Consider the following 16,066-nt stretch of genomic DNA (forward strand, 5'->3'; position numbering starts at 1 on the left):
CGCCTCCTGACTTTGATGAATTTGCCGGCTTGATGGCCGGCTGCCGCATTCCGATTGCCGCCTGTCCGCGGCGCATCTGCTGGTCTCGTGTTGTCGAGGCCGGGCGGAAGGCGCAGATGCCGTTCCTCCGCCCGGTCTATATAGGTGGCTTAACCCTTGAGGACTTCAACCAGCGTCTTGCCGAGGCGGGCCGGAGAGGGCGATACCTTGATGCCCGCCGATTCCATCGCCGCGATCTTCGATTCCGCATCGCCCTTGCCGCCGGAAACCACAGCACCGGCATGACCCATGGTGCGGCCCTTCGGCGCCGTACGGCCGGCAATGAAGCCAGCCATCGGCTTCTTGCGGCCCTTCTTGGCTTCGTCCTTGAGGAACTGCGCTGCGTCTTCTTCAGCCGCACCACCGATTTCGCCGATCATGATGATCGACTGGGTGGCTTCGTCGGCCAGGAACATTTCCAGGACGTCGATGAACTCGGTGCCCTTGACCGGGTCGCCGCCGATGCCGACGGCCGTCGTCTGGCCGAGACCTTCATTGGAGGTCTGGAACACGGCTTCATAGGTCAGCGTACCCGAGCGGGAAACGATACCGACCGAACCCTTGCGGAAGATCGAGCCCGGCATGATGCCGATCTTACATTCTTCCGGCGTCAGGATACCCGGGCAGTTCGGGCCGAGCAGGCGCGACTTGGAGCGGTCGAGGCGAGCCTTGACCCGCACCATGTCCATGACCGGGATGCCTTCGGTGATGCAGGTGATGAACGGGATCTCGGCGTCGATCGCCTCGATGATCGCGTCGGCGGCTCCAGCCGGCGGAACATAGATGACGGTCGCGTTGGCGCCGGTCTTTTCCTTGCCTTCGGCAACGGTTGCAAAGATCGGCAGGCTTTCGCCCTTCGCGCCGGTCCAGGTTTCGCCACCCTTCTTCGGGTGGATACCACCGACCATCTGGGTGCCGTAGTAAGCGAGCGCCTGTTCGGTGTGGAACGTGCCGGTCTTGCCGGTTAGGCCCTGAACGAGAACCTTTGTGTCTTTGTTGACGAGAATGGACATGCGAGGCCTTTGTTTAGGAGAGGTTGGAAGACGTGGGGGACGCACGACGATAGACGCCGCTGACGACCTCCTGCCAAGTATCGCTGCCTGCAGGCGAAAAGCTGACGCCCATCCGGTAGCAGTCTTCATTTTCAAATGTGAATACGGTGCGCTGGCTGCCGCGCGGCGAAGTCTTCATCAGCACAAGCTCATTGCCGTTCCACTCGCCGGACGCCGGCACGGGCGGCGCAAAACCTGCGGTGTCGAACTGGTAGAGTTTGTAGGTCTTGTCCGAAGCATCGAAGCCGAAAACATTTCGCGCCTCGAACGAAACAGCACCGTCGCGCGTCTGGCGATAGCGCTGCTCGAGGAAGAACCCGCCGAACAACGCCTCGCCGGAAAACTCAGCACTGGCCTTGCCTTCACTCGTCCACGCCGACGCCGCGACACGCTCGTCCCCTTCCCACACGCCAGCGAAGGCGTTGAGGCGGAAATGAGCAGCGGAGGGCGTGGACTGGAAGGCCATGATCATTCTCAGCCGTTGATCGCCGCGACGATCTTCTTGGCCGCATCGTCCAAGTCGTCAGCCGCCGTGATCGCCAGACCCGACTCGTTCAGGATCTTCTTGCCGAGCTCGACATTGGTGCCTTCAAGGCGCACGACGAGCGGAACCTTGAGACCGACTTCCTTGACCGCAGCAATGACGCCCTCGGCAATGACATCGCACTTCATGATGCCGCCGAAGATGTTGACGAGAATGCCTTCGACCTTGGGGTCTGCGGTGATGATCTTGAAAGCCGCAGCAACCTTCTCCTTGCCGGCGCCACCGCCGACGTCGCAGAAGTTAGCCGGCTCCTTGCCGTAGAGCTTGATGATGTCCATCGTCGCCATGGCAAGGCCCGCACCATTGACCATGCAGCCGATATTGCCGTCGAGCGCGACATAGGCGAGGTCCCACTTCGAGGCCTCGATTTCCTTGGCGTCTTCTTCGGTCTCGTCGCGCAGCACCTTGACGTCGTCGTGACGGAAGAGCGCATTGCCATCGAAAGACATCTTGGCATCGAGGACGCGCAGGTGGCCGTCCTTCATGACGATCAGCGGATTGATCTCAAGCAGAGCCATGTCCTTCTCGCCGAAGGCCTTGTAGAGCATCGGGAAAAGCGTCTTGGCGTCTTCGGCGGCAGCACCCTCGAGCTCAAAAGCCTTGGAGATCGCAGCAACGTCGGCAGCCGTCACGCCGGCTTCCGGATCGATGGCGATCGTCTGGATCTTCTCAGGCGTGTCGTGGGCGACAGCTTCGATGTCCATGCCGCCTTCGGTGGAGACCACGAAAGCCACGCGACCGACCGAGCGGTCGACCAGCAGCGAGCAATAGAGCTCGCGAGCGATGTCGGCGCCGTCTTCGATGTACAGGCGGTTGACCTGCTTGCCGGCTTCGCCGGTCTGCGCCGTCACCAGCGTGTTGCCCAGCATTTCCTTGGCATGGGCGACGACTTCGTCGATCGACTTGGCGAGACGCACGCCGCCCTTGGCTTCCGGCGACAGTTCCTTGAACTTGCCCTTGCCGCGGCCGCCGGCATGGATCTGGCTCTTGACCACGTAAAGCGGGCCGGGAAGCGACTTGGCGGCAGCCTCGGCTTCTTCAACCTTGAGAATAGCCACACCTTCGGCAACCGGCGCGCCATAGCCCTTCAGCAGAGCCTTGGCCTGATATTCATGAATGTTCATGGGTGTATCCCTGTTTCGATTACTTCAGCCCATCGACTACTTGAGGGCAGGCGCGATGTTGATGCAGGCTTCGCAGAGACCGGCAACGGCGCCGACGGACTTGTCGAAGGCTTCCTTCTCGGTCTTGTTGAGATCGATCTCGATGATGCGCTCGACGCCGCCGGCGCCGATGACGGTGGGAACGCCGACATACATGTCCTTGACGCCGTACTGACCGGAGAGGTGGGCCGCGCAGGGCAGAACGCGCTTCTTGTCCTTGAGGTAGGATTCGGCCATCTCGATCGCCGAGGCGGCCGGGGCGTAATAGGCCGAGCCGGTCTTCAGCAGGCCGACGATTTCGGCGCCGCCGTCACGGGTGCGCTGGATGATCTCTTCGAGGCGCTCCTTGGTGACCCAGCCCATGGTGACGAGATCGGTGAGCGGAATGCCGCCGACCGTCGAGTAGCGGGCGAGCGGCACCATCGTGTCGCCGTGGCCGCCGAGAACGAAGGCCGTGACGTCCTGTACGGACACGTTGAATTCCTTGGCGAGGAAAAGACGGAAGCGCGAGGAGTCGAGAACGCCGGCCATGCCGACGACCTTGTTGGCCGGAAGACCGGAAAACTTCTGCAGCGCCCAGACCATGGCGTCGAGCGGATTGGTGATGCAGATCACGAAAGCGTTCGGCGCATACTTCTTGATGCCGGCGCCGACCTGCTCCATGACCTTGAGGTTGATGCCGAGAAGGTCATCGCGGCTCATGCCGGGCTTGCGGGCGACGCCCGCCGTGACGATGCAGACGTCAGCGCCTTCGATCGCGGAATAGTCGCTGGCGCCCGTCAGATTGACGTCGAAGCCTTCGACCGGCGACGACTGGGAAATATCGAGACCCTTGCCCTGGGGAATGCCGTCCGCGATGTCGAAGAGAACGATGTCGCCCAGTTCCTTCAGGCCGGCGAGGTGCGCCAGCGTGCCACCAATCATGCCAGAACCAATGAGTGCGATCTTGTTACGCGCCATTTTCGCTGTTTCCTTTGCGATCAAATTCGTCGAACGGTCGCGCAAGGCACCGCCCAATGACGCAATCGCATAGACCCAAAGCCCAAAAATGGCAATCCATTAATTTTGATGCAGCGTTTTCAATCGTTTAGATACAAAAAATCTTACGTAAACGTAATACATTCTGTCACCGGATTGTTACTCAGCGGCGCGTTTTTCATGGTGCAGCGCAAGATATTCCGCACTGCGCATCTCGAACAGGCGCGAAGCGGTGCGGTCGAATTCGAAGCCCTCGGTGCCCCGGCGTTGCAGCAGCAGTTCCTCCGGCATGGCCGCCGCGGAAATGTAGAGCCGCACGGCATGATCGTAGAACGTATCGACCAGAATGATGAATCGTTTGATCTGGTTCCGCTTTTCCGGCCCGAGCAACGGAATGTGATCGACGAAGACGGTATCGAAGCGTTCGGCGATGGCCAGGAAGTCGACCGCCCCGAGCGGCTTGTCGCAAAGATCGGCGAAAGAGAACCGCGCCATGCGGTCGACGGCGAGCGGCACATGGATGTGGCGCCCCTTCATCGGGATATCCAGCGGCTGCGCCTTGCGCCCATGCAGCGCCTGCGTCCAGGACGCATCCATCGCCATGTCGTTATGCTCGTTGATCGGCACCAGATAGACCGGCTGGCTGCTCAGTTTCTCCATCCGGTAGTCGGTCGGCGAACCCAGGGTGACGACATCGACATGCTGCTTGAGCAAGGCGACGAAGGGCAGGAACAGGCCGCGATTGAGACCATCCATGTAGAGATTGTCGGGCTCGACGTTCGAGGTCGCGACCAGCACACATCCGCGCGCGAAAAGCTCGGAGAACAACCGTGACAGGATCATCGCATCGGCGATGTCGGTGACCGTGAACTCGTCGAAGCAGAGCAGTTCCGCCTCGTCGTAGAGCGCTGCGGCGACCGGCGGCATTGGATCGGCCTGTGTCGTCTCGCCGTTCTTGAGCTTCAGCCGGTGCGCCGCGATGCGGTTGTGCACATCTGCCATGAATTCGTGGAAATGCGCCCGGCGTTTCTTCCTGCACGGCGCCATGGCGAAAAACATGTCCATGAGCATGGTCTTGCCGCGCCCGACGCTGCCGTGAATGTAGAGTCCCTTGATGCCGTCGGCGGATTTCTTCTTGGCGGCAAACAGCCAGCCGAGCGCGCTCGATTTTGCTGCCGGCCGCCGCCGCTTCAGCCCGGCAAGCACCCGGTCGAGGCTCTTTGCCACGTCCATCTGAGCGGAATCGACCTGAAGGGCGCCCGATGCGGTCAGCGCTTTAAGCTGTTCGCAGACGCTGAGCGCATAATCCGGCATTGGTTGCATGAGGGCATATCCGCCTGTCAGTCAACGGCGGAGACCCGCCGGAACATTTACCGGCTGAGACTGATCGACTGGCCTGTGCTCGTCTGTCCCTGGAAGCGGTTGTCGGCCGTCTTGTAGACGCTGCCGAGCTGGTTGCCCGAGCGGTCCTTGAGCAGCACCTGCTTGCCGGCGACCTCCCAGGAGCCCATCGCCGTCAGCTCCCCGACACAGCCACGCGTTCCGCCGCGCGAACCGCTGCCGAGATTGGTGAGCGTCAGGAACATGTCGCAACTGCCGTTGACACGCCAGCTTCCGACCATCGATTCCTTGGTAATATCGAGCGCATTCGCGGCCATTGCACCAGGCTCAGCGCCCGGCATCGGCGCCGTCGTCGTCGGCGCGGCCGGAAACTGCGAGCCGCCGGTCGGCGGCGGAAGCTGCCCGCCCTGCACCGAGGGCACCGGCTGCGCCGTCAACGGCGCCGGGCCGGCACTGGCGTTGGAGCTGTAATCATATGCCGTACGCTGACAACCGGCTAGCGACAGAACCACCACCAGACCTGTCATCGCATATCGCAACTGCATCATCATACTCCTGAATTCGGCCATCGCCGTAGAGAAACGGCGTGAGACAAGTCCGATTATCGTAATTCGCTTTGGTTAATCAAGTCGGGCAGCATAAATTGCCCGTGACAACAACTAACCGAAAAACGATACAGTTCAACTGTCCCGCTGCAAAACTTCCTGCACATAGAATTTGTCAGCAAGGTGTTGCCCGCGTTCATCTCTGTCAGGATCCCTGTCGAACTCGCGCAATGTCTCGGAATAGCGCTCCGGCGAACCTCGCAGAAGGATTGCACCAGCACCGATGCGGAGGCCCTGTTCGCGCATCCAGGCAAGCTGCGACCTGATCCCGGTGACGGCTTCGGGATCGAAGCCGTCTGTTCCGCCATCGGTACCGAGGTTGATCAAACCCGGCGCTCGACCATCATCTTCTTGATTTCGGCGATCGCCTTGGCCGGGTTGAGACCCTTCGGGCAGGTCTGCGCGCAGTTCATGATCGTGTGGCAGCGATAGAGGCGGAACGGATCCTCGAGATTGTCGAGACGCTCGCCGGTCGCCTCGTCTCTGGAATCGATCAGCCAGCGATAGGCCTGCAGCAGAACGGCCGGACCGAGATAGCGGTCGCCATTCCACCAGTAGCTCGGACAGGAGGTCGAGCAGCAGGCGCAGAGGATGCATTCATAAAGGCCGTCGAGCTTCTGTCGGTCCTCGTGGCTCTGTTTCCATTCCTTGGCCGGCGCCGGCGACACGGTCTTCAGCCATGGCTCGATCGAGCGATGCTGGGCATAGAAGTTGGTGAGGTCGGGAACCAGATCCTTGACGACCGGCAGATGCGGCAGCGGATAGATCTTCACCGCACCCTTGATATCGTCGAGGCCCTTGGTGCAGGCGAGCGTGTTCGTGCCGTCGATATTCATCGCGCAGGAGCCGCAAATGCCCTCGCGACAGGAGCGGCGCAGCGTCAGTGTCGGATCGATCTTGTTCTTGATGTAGAGCAGACCGTCGAGCACCATCGGTCCGCAATCGTCGACATCGATATAGAAGGTATCGATAGACGGGTTCTGACCGTCATCGGGGCTCCAGCGATAGACGCGGAATTCGCGGGTGTTCTTGGCACCAGCCGGCTTCGGCCAGACCTTGCCTTCGCGCATCTGAGAATTCTTGGGGAGAGCGAGTTCAACCATGTCCGGTTCCTCTTGAGATCAGTACACGCGAGCCTTCGGCTCGATCTTGTGCGGATCGATGCCTTCGGCAATGAGCTCGGTATGGACCGGCCGGTAGTCGAGCTTGACCTCGCCCGCCTCGTTCACCCAGGCGAGTGTGTGCTTGCGCCAGTTGACGTCGTCGCGGCCGGCGAATGCACCCTCGGTATAGTCTTCGCGTGCATGCGAACCGCGGCTCTCCTTGCGGGCCTCGGCGCCATAGATCGTCGTGATGGCGTTGGCCATCAGGTTCTGCAGCTCCAGCGTCTCGACCAGATCCGAGTTCCAGATCATCGAGCGGTCGGTGACCTTGATGTCCTTCATCTCGCCCCAGATCGCAGAGATACGCCGGCAACCGGATTCCAGCGATTCCTGCGTGCGGAACACCGCGGCGTCTTCCTGCATGGCGCGCTGCATCTTCTCGCGCAGTTCCGCCGTCGGCGTGCCGCCGCTGGCGTGACGCAGACCGTCGAAGCGGTCCATGATCTTGTCGCAGGCTGCGACATTGAGATGCGGGATCGGCGCGGCGCGGTCGATCACCTCGCCGGCGCGGATCGCAGCGGCGCGGCCGAAGACCACGAGGTCGATCAGCGAGTTGGAGCCGAGACGGTTGGCGCCGTGCACCGAAGCACAGCCGGCTTCACCCACAGCCATCAGGCCGGGAATGATCCGTTCCGGATTGGCACCGTCGGCGTTCAGCACTTCGCCCCAATAATTCGTGGGAATGCCGCCCATATTGTAGTGAACGGTCGGCAGAACCGGGATCGGTTCGCGCGTGACGTCGACGCCGGCGAAGATCTTGGCGCTCTCGGAAATCCCCGGCAGGCGTTCATGAAGAACGGCCGGATCGAGGTGGTCGAGATGCAGGAAGATGTGGTCCTTCGCCTTGCCGACACCGCGGCCCTCGCGGATTTCCAGCGTCATGCAGCGCGAAACGACGTCGCGCGAGGCAAGATCCTTGGCCGAAGGTGCGTAACGTTCCATGAAGCGCTCGCCCTCGGAGTTGACGAGGTAACCGCCTTCGCCGCGCGCGCCTTCGGTGATCAGACAGCCCGAACCGTAGATGCCGGTCGGATGGAACTGGACGAATTCCATGTCCTGCAGCGGCAGGCCGGCGCGCGCCACCATGCCGCCGCCGTCGCCGGTGCAGGTATGCGCAGACGTTGCCGAGAAATAGGCGCGGCCGTAGCCGCCGGTCGCCAGCACCACCATCTTGGCGGCGAAGCGATGGATCGTGCCGTCATCGAGGCACCAGGCGACCACGCCGATGCAGCGGCTGCCGTCTTCCGACATGATCAGGTCGAGCGCGAAATACTCGATGAAGAATTCGGCATTGTTGCGCAGCGACTGGCCGTAGAGCGTATGCAGAATGGCGTGGCCGGTACGGTCGGCAACGGCGCAGGTGCGCTGTACCGGCGGGCCTTCGCCGTAGTTCTGCATGTGGCCGCCGAACGGGCGCTGATAGATCTTGCCTTCCTCGTTGCGCGAGAACGGCACGCCGTAATGCTCGAGCTCATAGACCGCCTTCGGCGCTTCCATGGTGAGATACTGCATGGCGTCGACGTCGCCGAGCCAGTCGGAGCCCTTGACGGTGTCGTAGAGGTGCCACTGCCAGCTATCCGGCGTCATGTTGCGCAGTGAGGCGGCGATGCCGCCCTGGGCGGCGACCGTATGCGAGCGGGTCGGAAATACCTTGGTGATGCAGGCCGTGCGGAAACCCTGCTCGGCCATGCCGAGCGTGGCGCGCAGCCCGGCGCCGCCGGCGCCGACGACGATCACGTCGTAGGAGTGATCGACATACCTGTAGGCTTTGCCATTCTGGGCGGGTGAAGTCGGTGCCATATCAGCTTATCCTACGAATGCGATTTTCAGAATGGCGAAGAGACAGAGGCCGGCGATCAGGATCGCAAAGAACGTGTTCAGCATCAGGAGAGCGACCTTGCCGAATTCGCCATGCACGTAATCCTCGATGATGACCTGCATGCCGAGCTTCATGTGGATGACGCCCGAGATCACCATCAGCCCCATGACCACCGCGACGAAGGGGTTCGACAGCGCGCGAACCACATCCGCATAGGGCGCGCCGGCATAGGCGAGCATGAAGAAGACGAAGAAGAGGATGAGCGGAACATTGGCGACGGCCGTCAGCCGCTGGCGCCAGAAATGGTCCGTGCCGTCCTTGGCGGAGCCAAGCCCGCGAACCTTGCCGAGAGGGGTGCGCATATCCATGAGAGGACCTTCAGAAGCGAATGAGGAAGCCGATCACCCAGACCAGCACGGTCAGACAGAGCGACCCTATAATGTTGGCGATGGCGAGCTTGGTCGAGAACTCTTTCCCGAAGCCGTAGCCGAGATCCCACATGAAGTGGCGGAAGCCGCCGAGCATATGGTGCAGCAGCGCCCAGGTATAACCGAGAAGGACGAGCTTGCCGAGAAGGCTGCCGAGCACCCAGTTGGCCCAATCGTAAGAACCCTGGCCGCTTGCCGCCGCGATCAGCCACCAGGCCACGAGGATCGTGCCGACATAGAGGGCGCCGCCGGTGATACGGTGAACGATGGACATGATCATGGTGGGGATAGGCTTGTAAATTTGCAAATGCGGCGATAGGGGCCGGTTATTTGTCACGTTCGCCATCAGAACCTCGCGGCGGCTATTCTGCACTCCCGAATTCGGAGCATGCTCAGTCAACCACACGAATGACAAAATTCTCTGTGTGCGTTGCATCAATTGCGACGTTTAATCACCGGGAACGCCGACGACAAGCACAATCGCTGTCTGCTTTTAATTTAATCGATTCGCGTTACCGGGAAGTTTGCGGGCTAACAAAACTGGCCCTTTCCGCTCAAATTTTGCGCTGTTTCTCCGGCCCGAATGGACAAGCTTCGGCTTTTGGCGCAATCTGGCGTTAACGATTTGTTAGGGATCGGAATTCCGGAGGCCGGCCACCCATGTTTCGAAGTCTGTCCGCAGTCGCCCTGCTTGCCCTGTCCGCGCTTGTTGCACTTCCCGCCGAAGCTGGCGACCGCCGTCATGATCGTCGCTTTTCCGACCACCGCCACGCTTTTCATGGCGGGCTGCTTCTCGGCGAACGTGTGAACTGGCGCAATCGCGGCATCCGTTTCGACAATGCCTATCGATATCGGAACCGCAAAGAACGGATGCCGTTCCTGAAACAGTTTTCATCGCCGGCGACCAATCGCGTCGCCCGCAACAATCTCATCGTCGTCGTACCCCAGGCGCAGCGTGACGGCGGCGACACCTATGCTGGTACGTCTTACGTCTATCAGGCCGATGGCGGAACCTATGTCGGCGGCGAGCGCTACGGCTTCTATCCTCCTGCGCGGCCTGAGCCGCTAGCCCCGAAAGCGAAAGTCATCGATATTGCAGTGCAGGACGATCCCTGCGCCTACGAGGCCAATGTCTGCGTCATCCGGCCTTAGAGCATGTCGCGGGAAAGTGTGCCGCGGTTTTGCGACAACGACATGCGTAAAAACAAAGACCTAAAGCGCGAGGAGCGACTCTGAATGATCGCGACGCGCTTTAGCGCATGATGACGAACGCAGGCGGCTCAAATTTGGCCGGCCCCACTCTTTCGCGACGCGGCTACGTCGATACGGATGGCGCACATCGGCGGGAGATTCTTGTCCTCAAACGTCGCCCGCCGCGGCGTTCCGCTATCCGGCATCCAAGCATCCCAGGCTCTGTTCATTTCCTCGAATGAAGCAAGGTCCCTAAGCCAGATGTTGGCGAGAATGATCTCTGACTTGTCGGTACCTTCGCGCAGCAGCATGTCATCGATGCGCTCCAGTATTTCGTTGGTTTGCGCCGTCACGCTCGCTCCCCTGGTGAGGTTTGCGACCTGGCCGGGCAGATAGGCGGCAGCCGCGAGGAGAGTTTCGTCAACTTTGGCTTGCCCCATCATCGTATTCGCAGACTTCCATGAATGTTTGAGATTGGGCCGTCGACCCTTCATGGATCACTGTGGGGCTTCGCTGGCCACTCCGGTAGAGGGAATTAAATTGACCCGATATAATGGAAGCTGAACGCTCCTGGAACAGGATGTCGTCCGAAGACCGATGACACTTTTCGGCATCATGCTCTAGCTGGACAATATGGCCGTATGCCGCGAAATGAAGTCCACAAGGTAGCGCGCGCCTTCGGCCGTCTCGGGTTGAGCATACAGACCGATCTCGATGCGCACCGGACCGGGCAGATCCGCCGATCTGTCAAGCGTCCGGCAGCCCTCCGGTTTCGTGGTGAGCATCATTGGCGCGATACCGATACCGACGCGAACCGCGGTCGCCATGGCCACCAGCGTCGATGCGACGCACGCCGTCTTCCACTTGACGTTCCGCTGGGACAGCGCCGCAATCGTCGGAAGCGTCCAGGGACACTCCTCCTCGAACATGATGATGGGAAGCGGTTTTTCCGTATCCGCCACGAAATCGGATCTGACCGTCCACATCAAATATTCGGTCCAGATCAGGGTCGGTTTTCGCGAGAGGCACGTGATATCGCAAACCACGAGATCCAGCTTCCTGTCTTCAAACAGTTTGGCGAGGCGGCGATTCGGCTCGACAATGATGTCGATCTCGACCTTCGGGTTCTGGGCTCTGAAGGCACTAAGAATGTCGATCAGGTGGCCGGCTGCGAAGTCCTCAACGACGCCGAGGCGAATGCGGTCCTCGATCATCTTGCCTGTCAGCCTTTTCCCGACCTCGTCGCTGAGGGCGACCATTTCGCGGGCATAAGCCAGCATGATCTGCCCATGGCTCGTCAGCTCGAGGCCTTTTGACGAACGCGAAAACAACGTAACGCCGACAAGCTCCTCCAGTTTGCGGATCTGCATGCTCACGGCCGCCTGCGTTCTGTTCAGCTTGACGGCTGCCCCATTGACGGTGCCGATCTCCGCGACGGTCAGAAATGCACGAAGCAGATAAGAATCAAGATCAAGCATCGCAAGCCGCATTCCATACTTTATGGCGCTCGAGAGCCGAGGGCCTCTCCGCGCGTAAGTGGATATTGGACGAACCATGTCCTTCGGGCAACCGGTGACCCTTAGCCCCCGGGCGCAGTGCAGGCTGCGCCCCATCAATGCCAGCTTATCGCGCGAAGAGAACGCATGCCTCGGGCGGAATGGAAACGCTGATCTCCTGCCCGCGCGCGAAGGCTATGTCTGGACGGTTCGGGCAAGCCGAGATTATCCGGTCGCCACTGGCGAGGTCCAGAACGACATGTCTGAAGGCACCGAGCGTCACGACGTCGGCAACGCGCCCGCTCATGGCTCCGGCAGCCGGAGCGCCGGACGATATCTCGACGCTTTCCGGCCTCACGCAAATCTCGGCGGCACCTGAAAGACTTCCCGTGGACACGACCGGAAACTCCCAGCCGGATTCGGAGCGAAATTTGCCGGCCGTTCCGCCGGCGGCCGAAATCGAGCCATGAATCCAATTCGTCCGACCCATGAAATCCGCGACGAAACGCGAGTCTGGACGCCAATACACATCGTCCGGCCTGCCGGATTGCATGATTGCTCCACGGTTCATCACGAATATGCGCTCTCCCAGGCTCATCGCTTCCTCCTGGTCGTGGGTTACCACGATGGCGGTCGAGCCGACCGCGGCGAGCACATCCTTCAATTCGGTGCGCAGCTCATGCCGAAGTTTGGCGTCGAGGGCCGACAGGGGCTCATCCAGAAGAACGAGGCTCGGATGGGTGGCAAGCGCCCGCGCAAGCGCAACACGCTGCTGCTGGCCGCCGCTCAACTGGTGCGGCCGCCGCTGTCCGAAACCGACGAGCCGGACGAGCTCAAGCATCTCGGCAATGCGGCGCGGTATTTGTCCCGGCGGATGGTTGCGATGGCGAAGTCCGTAGCCGATGTTCTGTTCGACGGTCATATGCGGGAAAAGAGCGTAGTGCTGGAACAGCAGCCCGACATTGCGCTGATAGGGTTTCAATCCGGCCATCGGCTCGCCGTCGATCAGGATCGAACCTTTGTCGGGCCGCTCGAATCCGGCAATGAGCCGAAGAATGGTGGTCTTGCCGCAGCCGCTCGGCCCAAGCAGTGCGATTGTTTCACCTGGGTTCACCGAGAAGGAGATATCACCGAGGGCGACAGTTTCGCCGAAGCGCTTGCTGACCCCTTGAAATTCCACGGCAGAATTCATCGTATTGTCCTCATGAACGAAACAAACCCTGACCGACGACAGTGTCGAAGCCGACGACACGGTCCAGCACGACGATCAGCAGCGCGGTGACGGCAATCAGGACCACGGCCGCCGCAGCGATCGTCAGATCGAAAGCCGCCCGCATGTTGCTGACCAGCGTAACAGGCAAGGTCGTTGCGGACGGATCGCTCAGGAAGAGACTGATCGATACGTCATCCATCGAAATTGCGAAGGCGAAGATCGCGCCGGTGACGACGCCGGTCCGCATGAGCGGCAGGGTAATGGTCCAGAAGGCCTGGCGCTCGGTGGCGCCGAGAACCATTGCGGCTTCCGTCAATCGTTGGTCGCTGCCGAGAAGGCTGGCGAGACTGGTCCTTATGCAATAGGGCAACGTCACGATCACGTGGCCGAGGAGCAGGCGCGCCATGCCATTTGTGATACCGGCCTTGGAAAGGAAAAGCAGCAGGCCGAATCCAATGACAACAGGCGGAACGATGAGCGGCGAGAGAAAGGCCGAAGTCAGCGCTGCCTTTCCTGGAAAATTGCCCCGGGCAAGACCGACAGCCGCCGCAGTTCCGATCGTGACGGACAGAACCGTGGTGAGTACCGCCAAGATGAGGCTGGTGCGCAGGCTGGCAAGGATATCCGCCTGGGAGACGAGCCGTTCGAACCAGTGAAGCGACAGGGCAGGCGGCGGCATCGGGCCGAGGTAGGTCCTGGCGTCGAAAGCCATCACGCATGTTATCACCAACGGGATGGCGAGGAACGCCAATCCAAGGCCGATGACACTGCAGGCAAGGGAAGCGGCGATCCGGTCTCCGGTTCGCGTTGCAAGAGACCGTATGCTCATCGGGAAACCTTCCAGGCCTGCGCAAACGTTATGACAGCGACGACTGCCAAGGCCGCAGCAAGCATGACGAGCGAGATCGCCGCGCCGCTTGGATAGTTGGCGATATCGCTGAACCGGGTGTAGATGACGTTCGACATGAAAAGCACCCTGCCCCTCCCGAGCACCATGGGAATGACGAAGGCGCTGATCGCGAAAGTCAGCGACACAAGCGTGCTTGAGATCAGAGCCGGGAAGCTCAGGGGAAGCGTGATCGACAGATGGGCTTTCCATCCCGGCGCGCCGAGCGACTGGGCCGCATCGAGCAGACGCGGATCGATCGATTGCATCGCGCCAATCAGCGTTAGTGTTGCGACCGGTATGATCGAGTGAACCAGACCCGCAACTACGACGATGTTGATATATTCGCGGCTGTTGGGAGAGAGGCCCAGTGTCAAGAGGAAGGGTCGGAAGATGCCGACCGACCCGAAGGTCAGTTCAATCGCGTACGTCTTGATCAGCACGCTGGAAAGAACAAGCGTAATCAAAAAGCCGAGGGTGAGCGTGCGCATCCGCGGCGAAATGCGCCGCACGATGAAATAGGCCAGCGGGAATGCCACAAGCTGGCCGATGATCGCGGCCACTCCACCGATCCAGAAGGTCGTCAACAACACACTTGCAAACGCCTGGTTTGCAAGCTCGTAATAGTTTTGAACCGTTGCTGCGGCATTTTCAACCGAGCCGACGCGCCCGGGCGTAAACTCCTTCAAGCTTTCGATTGCCAGGTTGATGAGCGGTGACAGAAAACCGAATGCGAACACCAGGAGGGCTGGCCCGAGCGTCAGGGCAGCATCTCGGCGATCCGGAATAGAAATGGCAACGGGTTGCCGCCTTACCTTGGTCATGGTGGAACAGCCTTTTCCTCGCCCTTGCGGGCCATGAGAAAGGGAGATTGTCGAAGCCGCACCCGCGCCTTCGACAACCTGCCGCGACACGCCTTAGAGCAACGGGGCGATGTCCTGCTCCCAGCGCTTGGACCAGGCATCCTGCTGTTCGAGAACGACATTGTAGTCCGGCACATAGACGAAGCTCGAAAACTCGTCAGACGTGAAGGACAGATGCTTGAGATTGTCGGGCGTGACCGCCTTGCTGTTCAACGGCGCTTCGCCAGCCACCTTGGCGTAGAGCGAATTCATCTCCGGGCTGATCGCGAAGTTGACGAAATCGAGCGTCGCCTTGGTGTTCGGTCTATTCTTCAGGACGCCGAAACCGCTCTGGTAGAGGAAGGCCTTGAAGTTGCTGTCCTTGGTGAAACGCGTAACCGGGAAGTTCTTCGCCACGGCCGCCCAGCCGGGCTCAGCGAAGAAGCCGACGGAGGTTTCGCCCGACGTCAGCGAATTGGTGAAATCGATATCGGTGATGGCGACGCGGCCGATATTGCCGGATTTCGCCAATTCCGTCATGAGCTTCCACCCGGGTTCCATATTCGTTTCACTGCCGCCGGCGTGAAGGGCGAGCGCGACGATCTGGAGCATCATGCTCTGTGTCGGGCCTGGCCAGCAGATCGCACCCTTAAGATCGGGGCTCAGCAGATCATCGATGGTCTTCACGGCGATCGGAGCCGTGTCGGTTCGGGCGCCGAAATACATGCCGCCAACTGCGCGTGGGACCGCTTTGATATTGCCCTTGCTGTCACGAATGATGATTTTCTCGGGAATATTCGCAAGGTTGGGAATATCGGCAGAATTGATGGTCTCGAGCCAATCCTCCTTCACCATGCTGTTGAACGAGCCTTCCCAGCCGGCGACGTAGTCGTAGTCGACATTCGGCCAGATGGCCTTGATCTTTGGCAGGATCGCGCCCGCCCCGCCCTGGTGAAGAACCCAGTTGAATGTCGCCGCATTCTGGTCGGCGGCAATCTGTTTCATCGCTTCGACGACATCGCCGCCCCATTCGACGGCGGTCAGATTGCCGCTGCCGGCTGCGGCGGATCTCGCAACCCCGGTCATCGTGCCGGCAATGCCCGCGGCAGCGGCGGATCCGAGGAAGCGGCGGCGTGTCATATCATGCAACATGGCAGGTTCCCTTTGTTGTCGGCCCTCTGCTGGACCGTTCGCATCGGAGACTGCTTGGAGGTTGCCAACCGCGGTAGTGGGAAAATTCTCGCCGGGTTATAAAGTTTTCTGAACATCCCGATGAACGCGCTACCTCAATCGCTGAGCCTCGGCG

Annotated in this window: 18 protein-coding genes; 1 reads left to right on the forward strand and 17 read right to left on the reverse strand. The window is 60.6% G+C overall.

Translation table 11 applies throughout. The features are described 5' to 3' along the window. Positions 1 to 149: 149 nt before the first annotated feature. The 11 genes from sucD to sdhC all read right to left on the reverse strand — a co-directional run bounded on the left by sucD (position 150) and on the right by sdhC (position 9,478). Complete coding sequence (gene sucD / locus RL_RS22875; protein WP_011653811.1) at positions 150 to 1,052, reverse strand: succinate--CoA ligase subunit alpha; 903 nt, start codon at positions 1,050 to 1,052, stop codon at positions 150 to 152. 13 nt (positions 1,053 to 1,065) lie between these two features. Next, positions 1,066 to 1,557 carry a DUF1579 family protein gene (locus RL_RS22880; protein WP_018482679.1) on the reverse strand — a complete coding sequence of 164 codons (492 nt, stop codon included), beginning with the start codon at positions 1,555 to 1,557 and terminating at the stop codon, positions 1,066 to 1,068. Between the two features lie 8 nt (positions 1,558 to 1,565). Next, positions 1,566 to 2,759, reverse strand: coding sequence for an ADP-forming succinate--CoA ligase subunit beta (sucC, locus tag RL_RS22885; protein WP_011653813.1), 1,194 nt, complete (start codon positions 2,757 to 2,759; stop codon positions 1,566 to 1,568). 36 nt (positions 2,760 to 2,795) lie between these two features. Next, positions 2,796 to 3,758, reverse strand: a complete 963-nt coding sequence (gene mdh / locus RL_RS22890) for a malate dehydrogenase (RefSeq protein ID WP_003543522.1) — start codon at positions 3,756 to 3,758, stop codon at positions 2,796 to 2,798. A gap of 177 nt (positions 3,759 to 3,935) precedes the next feature. After that, on the reverse strand, positions 3,936 to 5,099 hold the full coding sequence (gene zapE, locus RL_RS22895) for a cell division protein ZapE (protein WP_011653814.1): 1,164 nt from the start codon (positions 5,097 to 5,099) through the stop codon (positions 3,936 to 3,938). Between the two features lie 47 nt (positions 5,100 to 5,146). Beyond that, positions 5,147 to 5,662, reverse strand: coding sequence for a protease inhibitor Inh/omp19 family protein (locus RL_RS22900; RefSeq protein WP_011653815.1), 516 nt, complete (start codon positions 5,660 to 5,662; stop codon positions 5,147 to 5,149). A gap of 135 nt (positions 5,663 to 5,797) precedes the next feature. Further along, positions 5,798 to 6,049, reverse strand: a complete 252-nt coding sequence (locus tag RL_RS22905; RefSeq protein WP_011653816.1) for a hypothetical protein — start codon at positions 6,047 to 6,049, stop codon at positions 5,798 to 5,800. Continuing rightward, positions 6,046 to 6,825 (reverse strand): succinate dehydrogenase iron-sulfur subunit, encoded by a 780-nt coding sequence (locus RL_RS22910; RefSeq protein WP_003567268.1) that lies wholly within the window; start codon positions 6,823 to 6,825, stop codon positions 6,046 to 6,048. Before RL_RS22910 ends, RL_RS22905 begins: the two co-directional genes overlap by 4 nt. An 18-nt stretch (positions 6,826 to 6,843) precedes the next feature. Further along, positions 6,844 to 8,685 carry a succinate dehydrogenase flavoprotein subunit gene (gene sdhA, locus RL_RS22915; RefSeq protein WP_011653817.1) on the reverse strand — a complete coding sequence of 614 codons (1,842 nt, stop codon included), beginning with the start codon at positions 8,683 to 8,685 and terminating at the stop codon, positions 6,844 to 6,846. A gap of 6 nt (positions 8,686 to 8,691) precedes the next feature. Further along, entirely contained in the window at positions 8,692 to 9,072 is a 381-nt protein-coding gene (gene sdhD / locus RL_RS22920; RefSeq protein WP_003543530.1) for a succinate dehydrogenase, hydrophobic membrane anchor protein, read from the reverse strand. Positions 9,073 to 9,082: 10 nt separating this feature from the next. Continuing rightward, positions 9,083 to 9,478, reverse strand: coding sequence for a succinate dehydrogenase, cytochrome b556 subunit (gene sdhC, locus RL_RS22925; protein WP_003543532.1), 396 nt, complete (start codon positions 9,476 to 9,478; stop codon positions 9,083 to 9,085). A 314-nt stretch (positions 9,479 to 9,792) separates the two neighbouring features. Here sdhC and RL_RS22930 point away from each other — a divergent pair, with 314 nt between their 5' ends. Beyond that, complete coding sequence (locus RL_RS22930; RefSeq protein ID WP_011653818.1) at positions 9,793 to 10,284, forward strand: hypothetical protein; 492 nt, start codon at positions 9,793 to 9,795, stop codon at positions 10,282 to 10,284. Positions 10,285 to 10,412: 128 nt separating this feature from the next. Here RL_RS22930 and RL_RS22935 read toward each other — a convergent pair whose 3' ends face one another. The 6 genes from RL_RS22935 to RL_RS22960 form a co-directional block, all read right to left on the reverse strand. Beyond that, positions 10,413 to 10,766 (reverse strand): RidA family protein, encoded by a 354-nt coding sequence (locus tag RL_RS22935; protein WP_011653819.1) that lies wholly within the window; start codon positions 10,764 to 10,766, stop codon positions 10,413 to 10,415. 177 nt (positions 10,767 to 10,943) lie between these two features. Then, the gene (locus RL_RS22940; RefSeq protein ID WP_011653820.1) at positions 10,944 to 11,813 is read right to left on the reverse strand and encodes a LysR substrate-binding domain-containing protein; all 870 of its coding nucleotides are present in this window, start codon (positions 11,811 to 11,813) and stop codon (positions 10,944 to 10,946) included. A gap of 133 nt (positions 11,814 to 11,946) precedes the next feature. Then, positions 11,947 to 13,011 carry an ABC transporter ATP-binding protein gene (locus RL_RS22945; protein ID WP_041936497.1) on the reverse strand — a complete coding sequence of 355 codons (1,065 nt, stop codon included), beginning with the start codon at positions 13,009 to 13,011 and terminating at the stop codon, positions 11,947 to 11,949. Between the two features lie 10 nt (positions 13,012 to 13,021). Next, positions 13,022 to 13,861, reverse strand: coding sequence for an ABC transporter permease (locus RL_RS22950; protein ID WP_011653822.1), 840 nt, complete (start codon positions 13,859 to 13,861; stop codon positions 13,022 to 13,024). Next, positions 13,858 to 14,742, reverse strand: coding sequence for an ABC transporter permease (locus RL_RS22955; RefSeq protein ID WP_011653823.1), 885 nt, complete (start codon positions 14,740 to 14,742; stop codon positions 13,858 to 13,860). The genes RL_RS22950 and RL_RS22955 overlap by 4 nt, the downstream gene beginning before the upstream one ends. Before the next feature lie 93 nt (positions 14,743 to 14,835). Beyond that, the gene (locus tag RL_RS22960; RefSeq protein WP_011653824.1) at positions 14,836 to 15,912 is read right to left on the reverse strand and encodes an extracellular solute-binding protein; all 1,077 of its coding nucleotides are present in this window, start codon (positions 15,910 to 15,912) and stop codon (positions 14,836 to 14,838) included. Between the last annotated feature and the right edge of the window lie 154 nt (positions 15,913 to 16,066).

The sequence above is a fragment of the Rhizobium johnstonii 3841 genome, from assembly GCF_000009265.1.
GTDB lineage: Bacteria > Pseudomonadota > Alphaproteobacteria > Rhizobiales > Rhizobiaceae > Rhizobium > Rhizobium acaciae.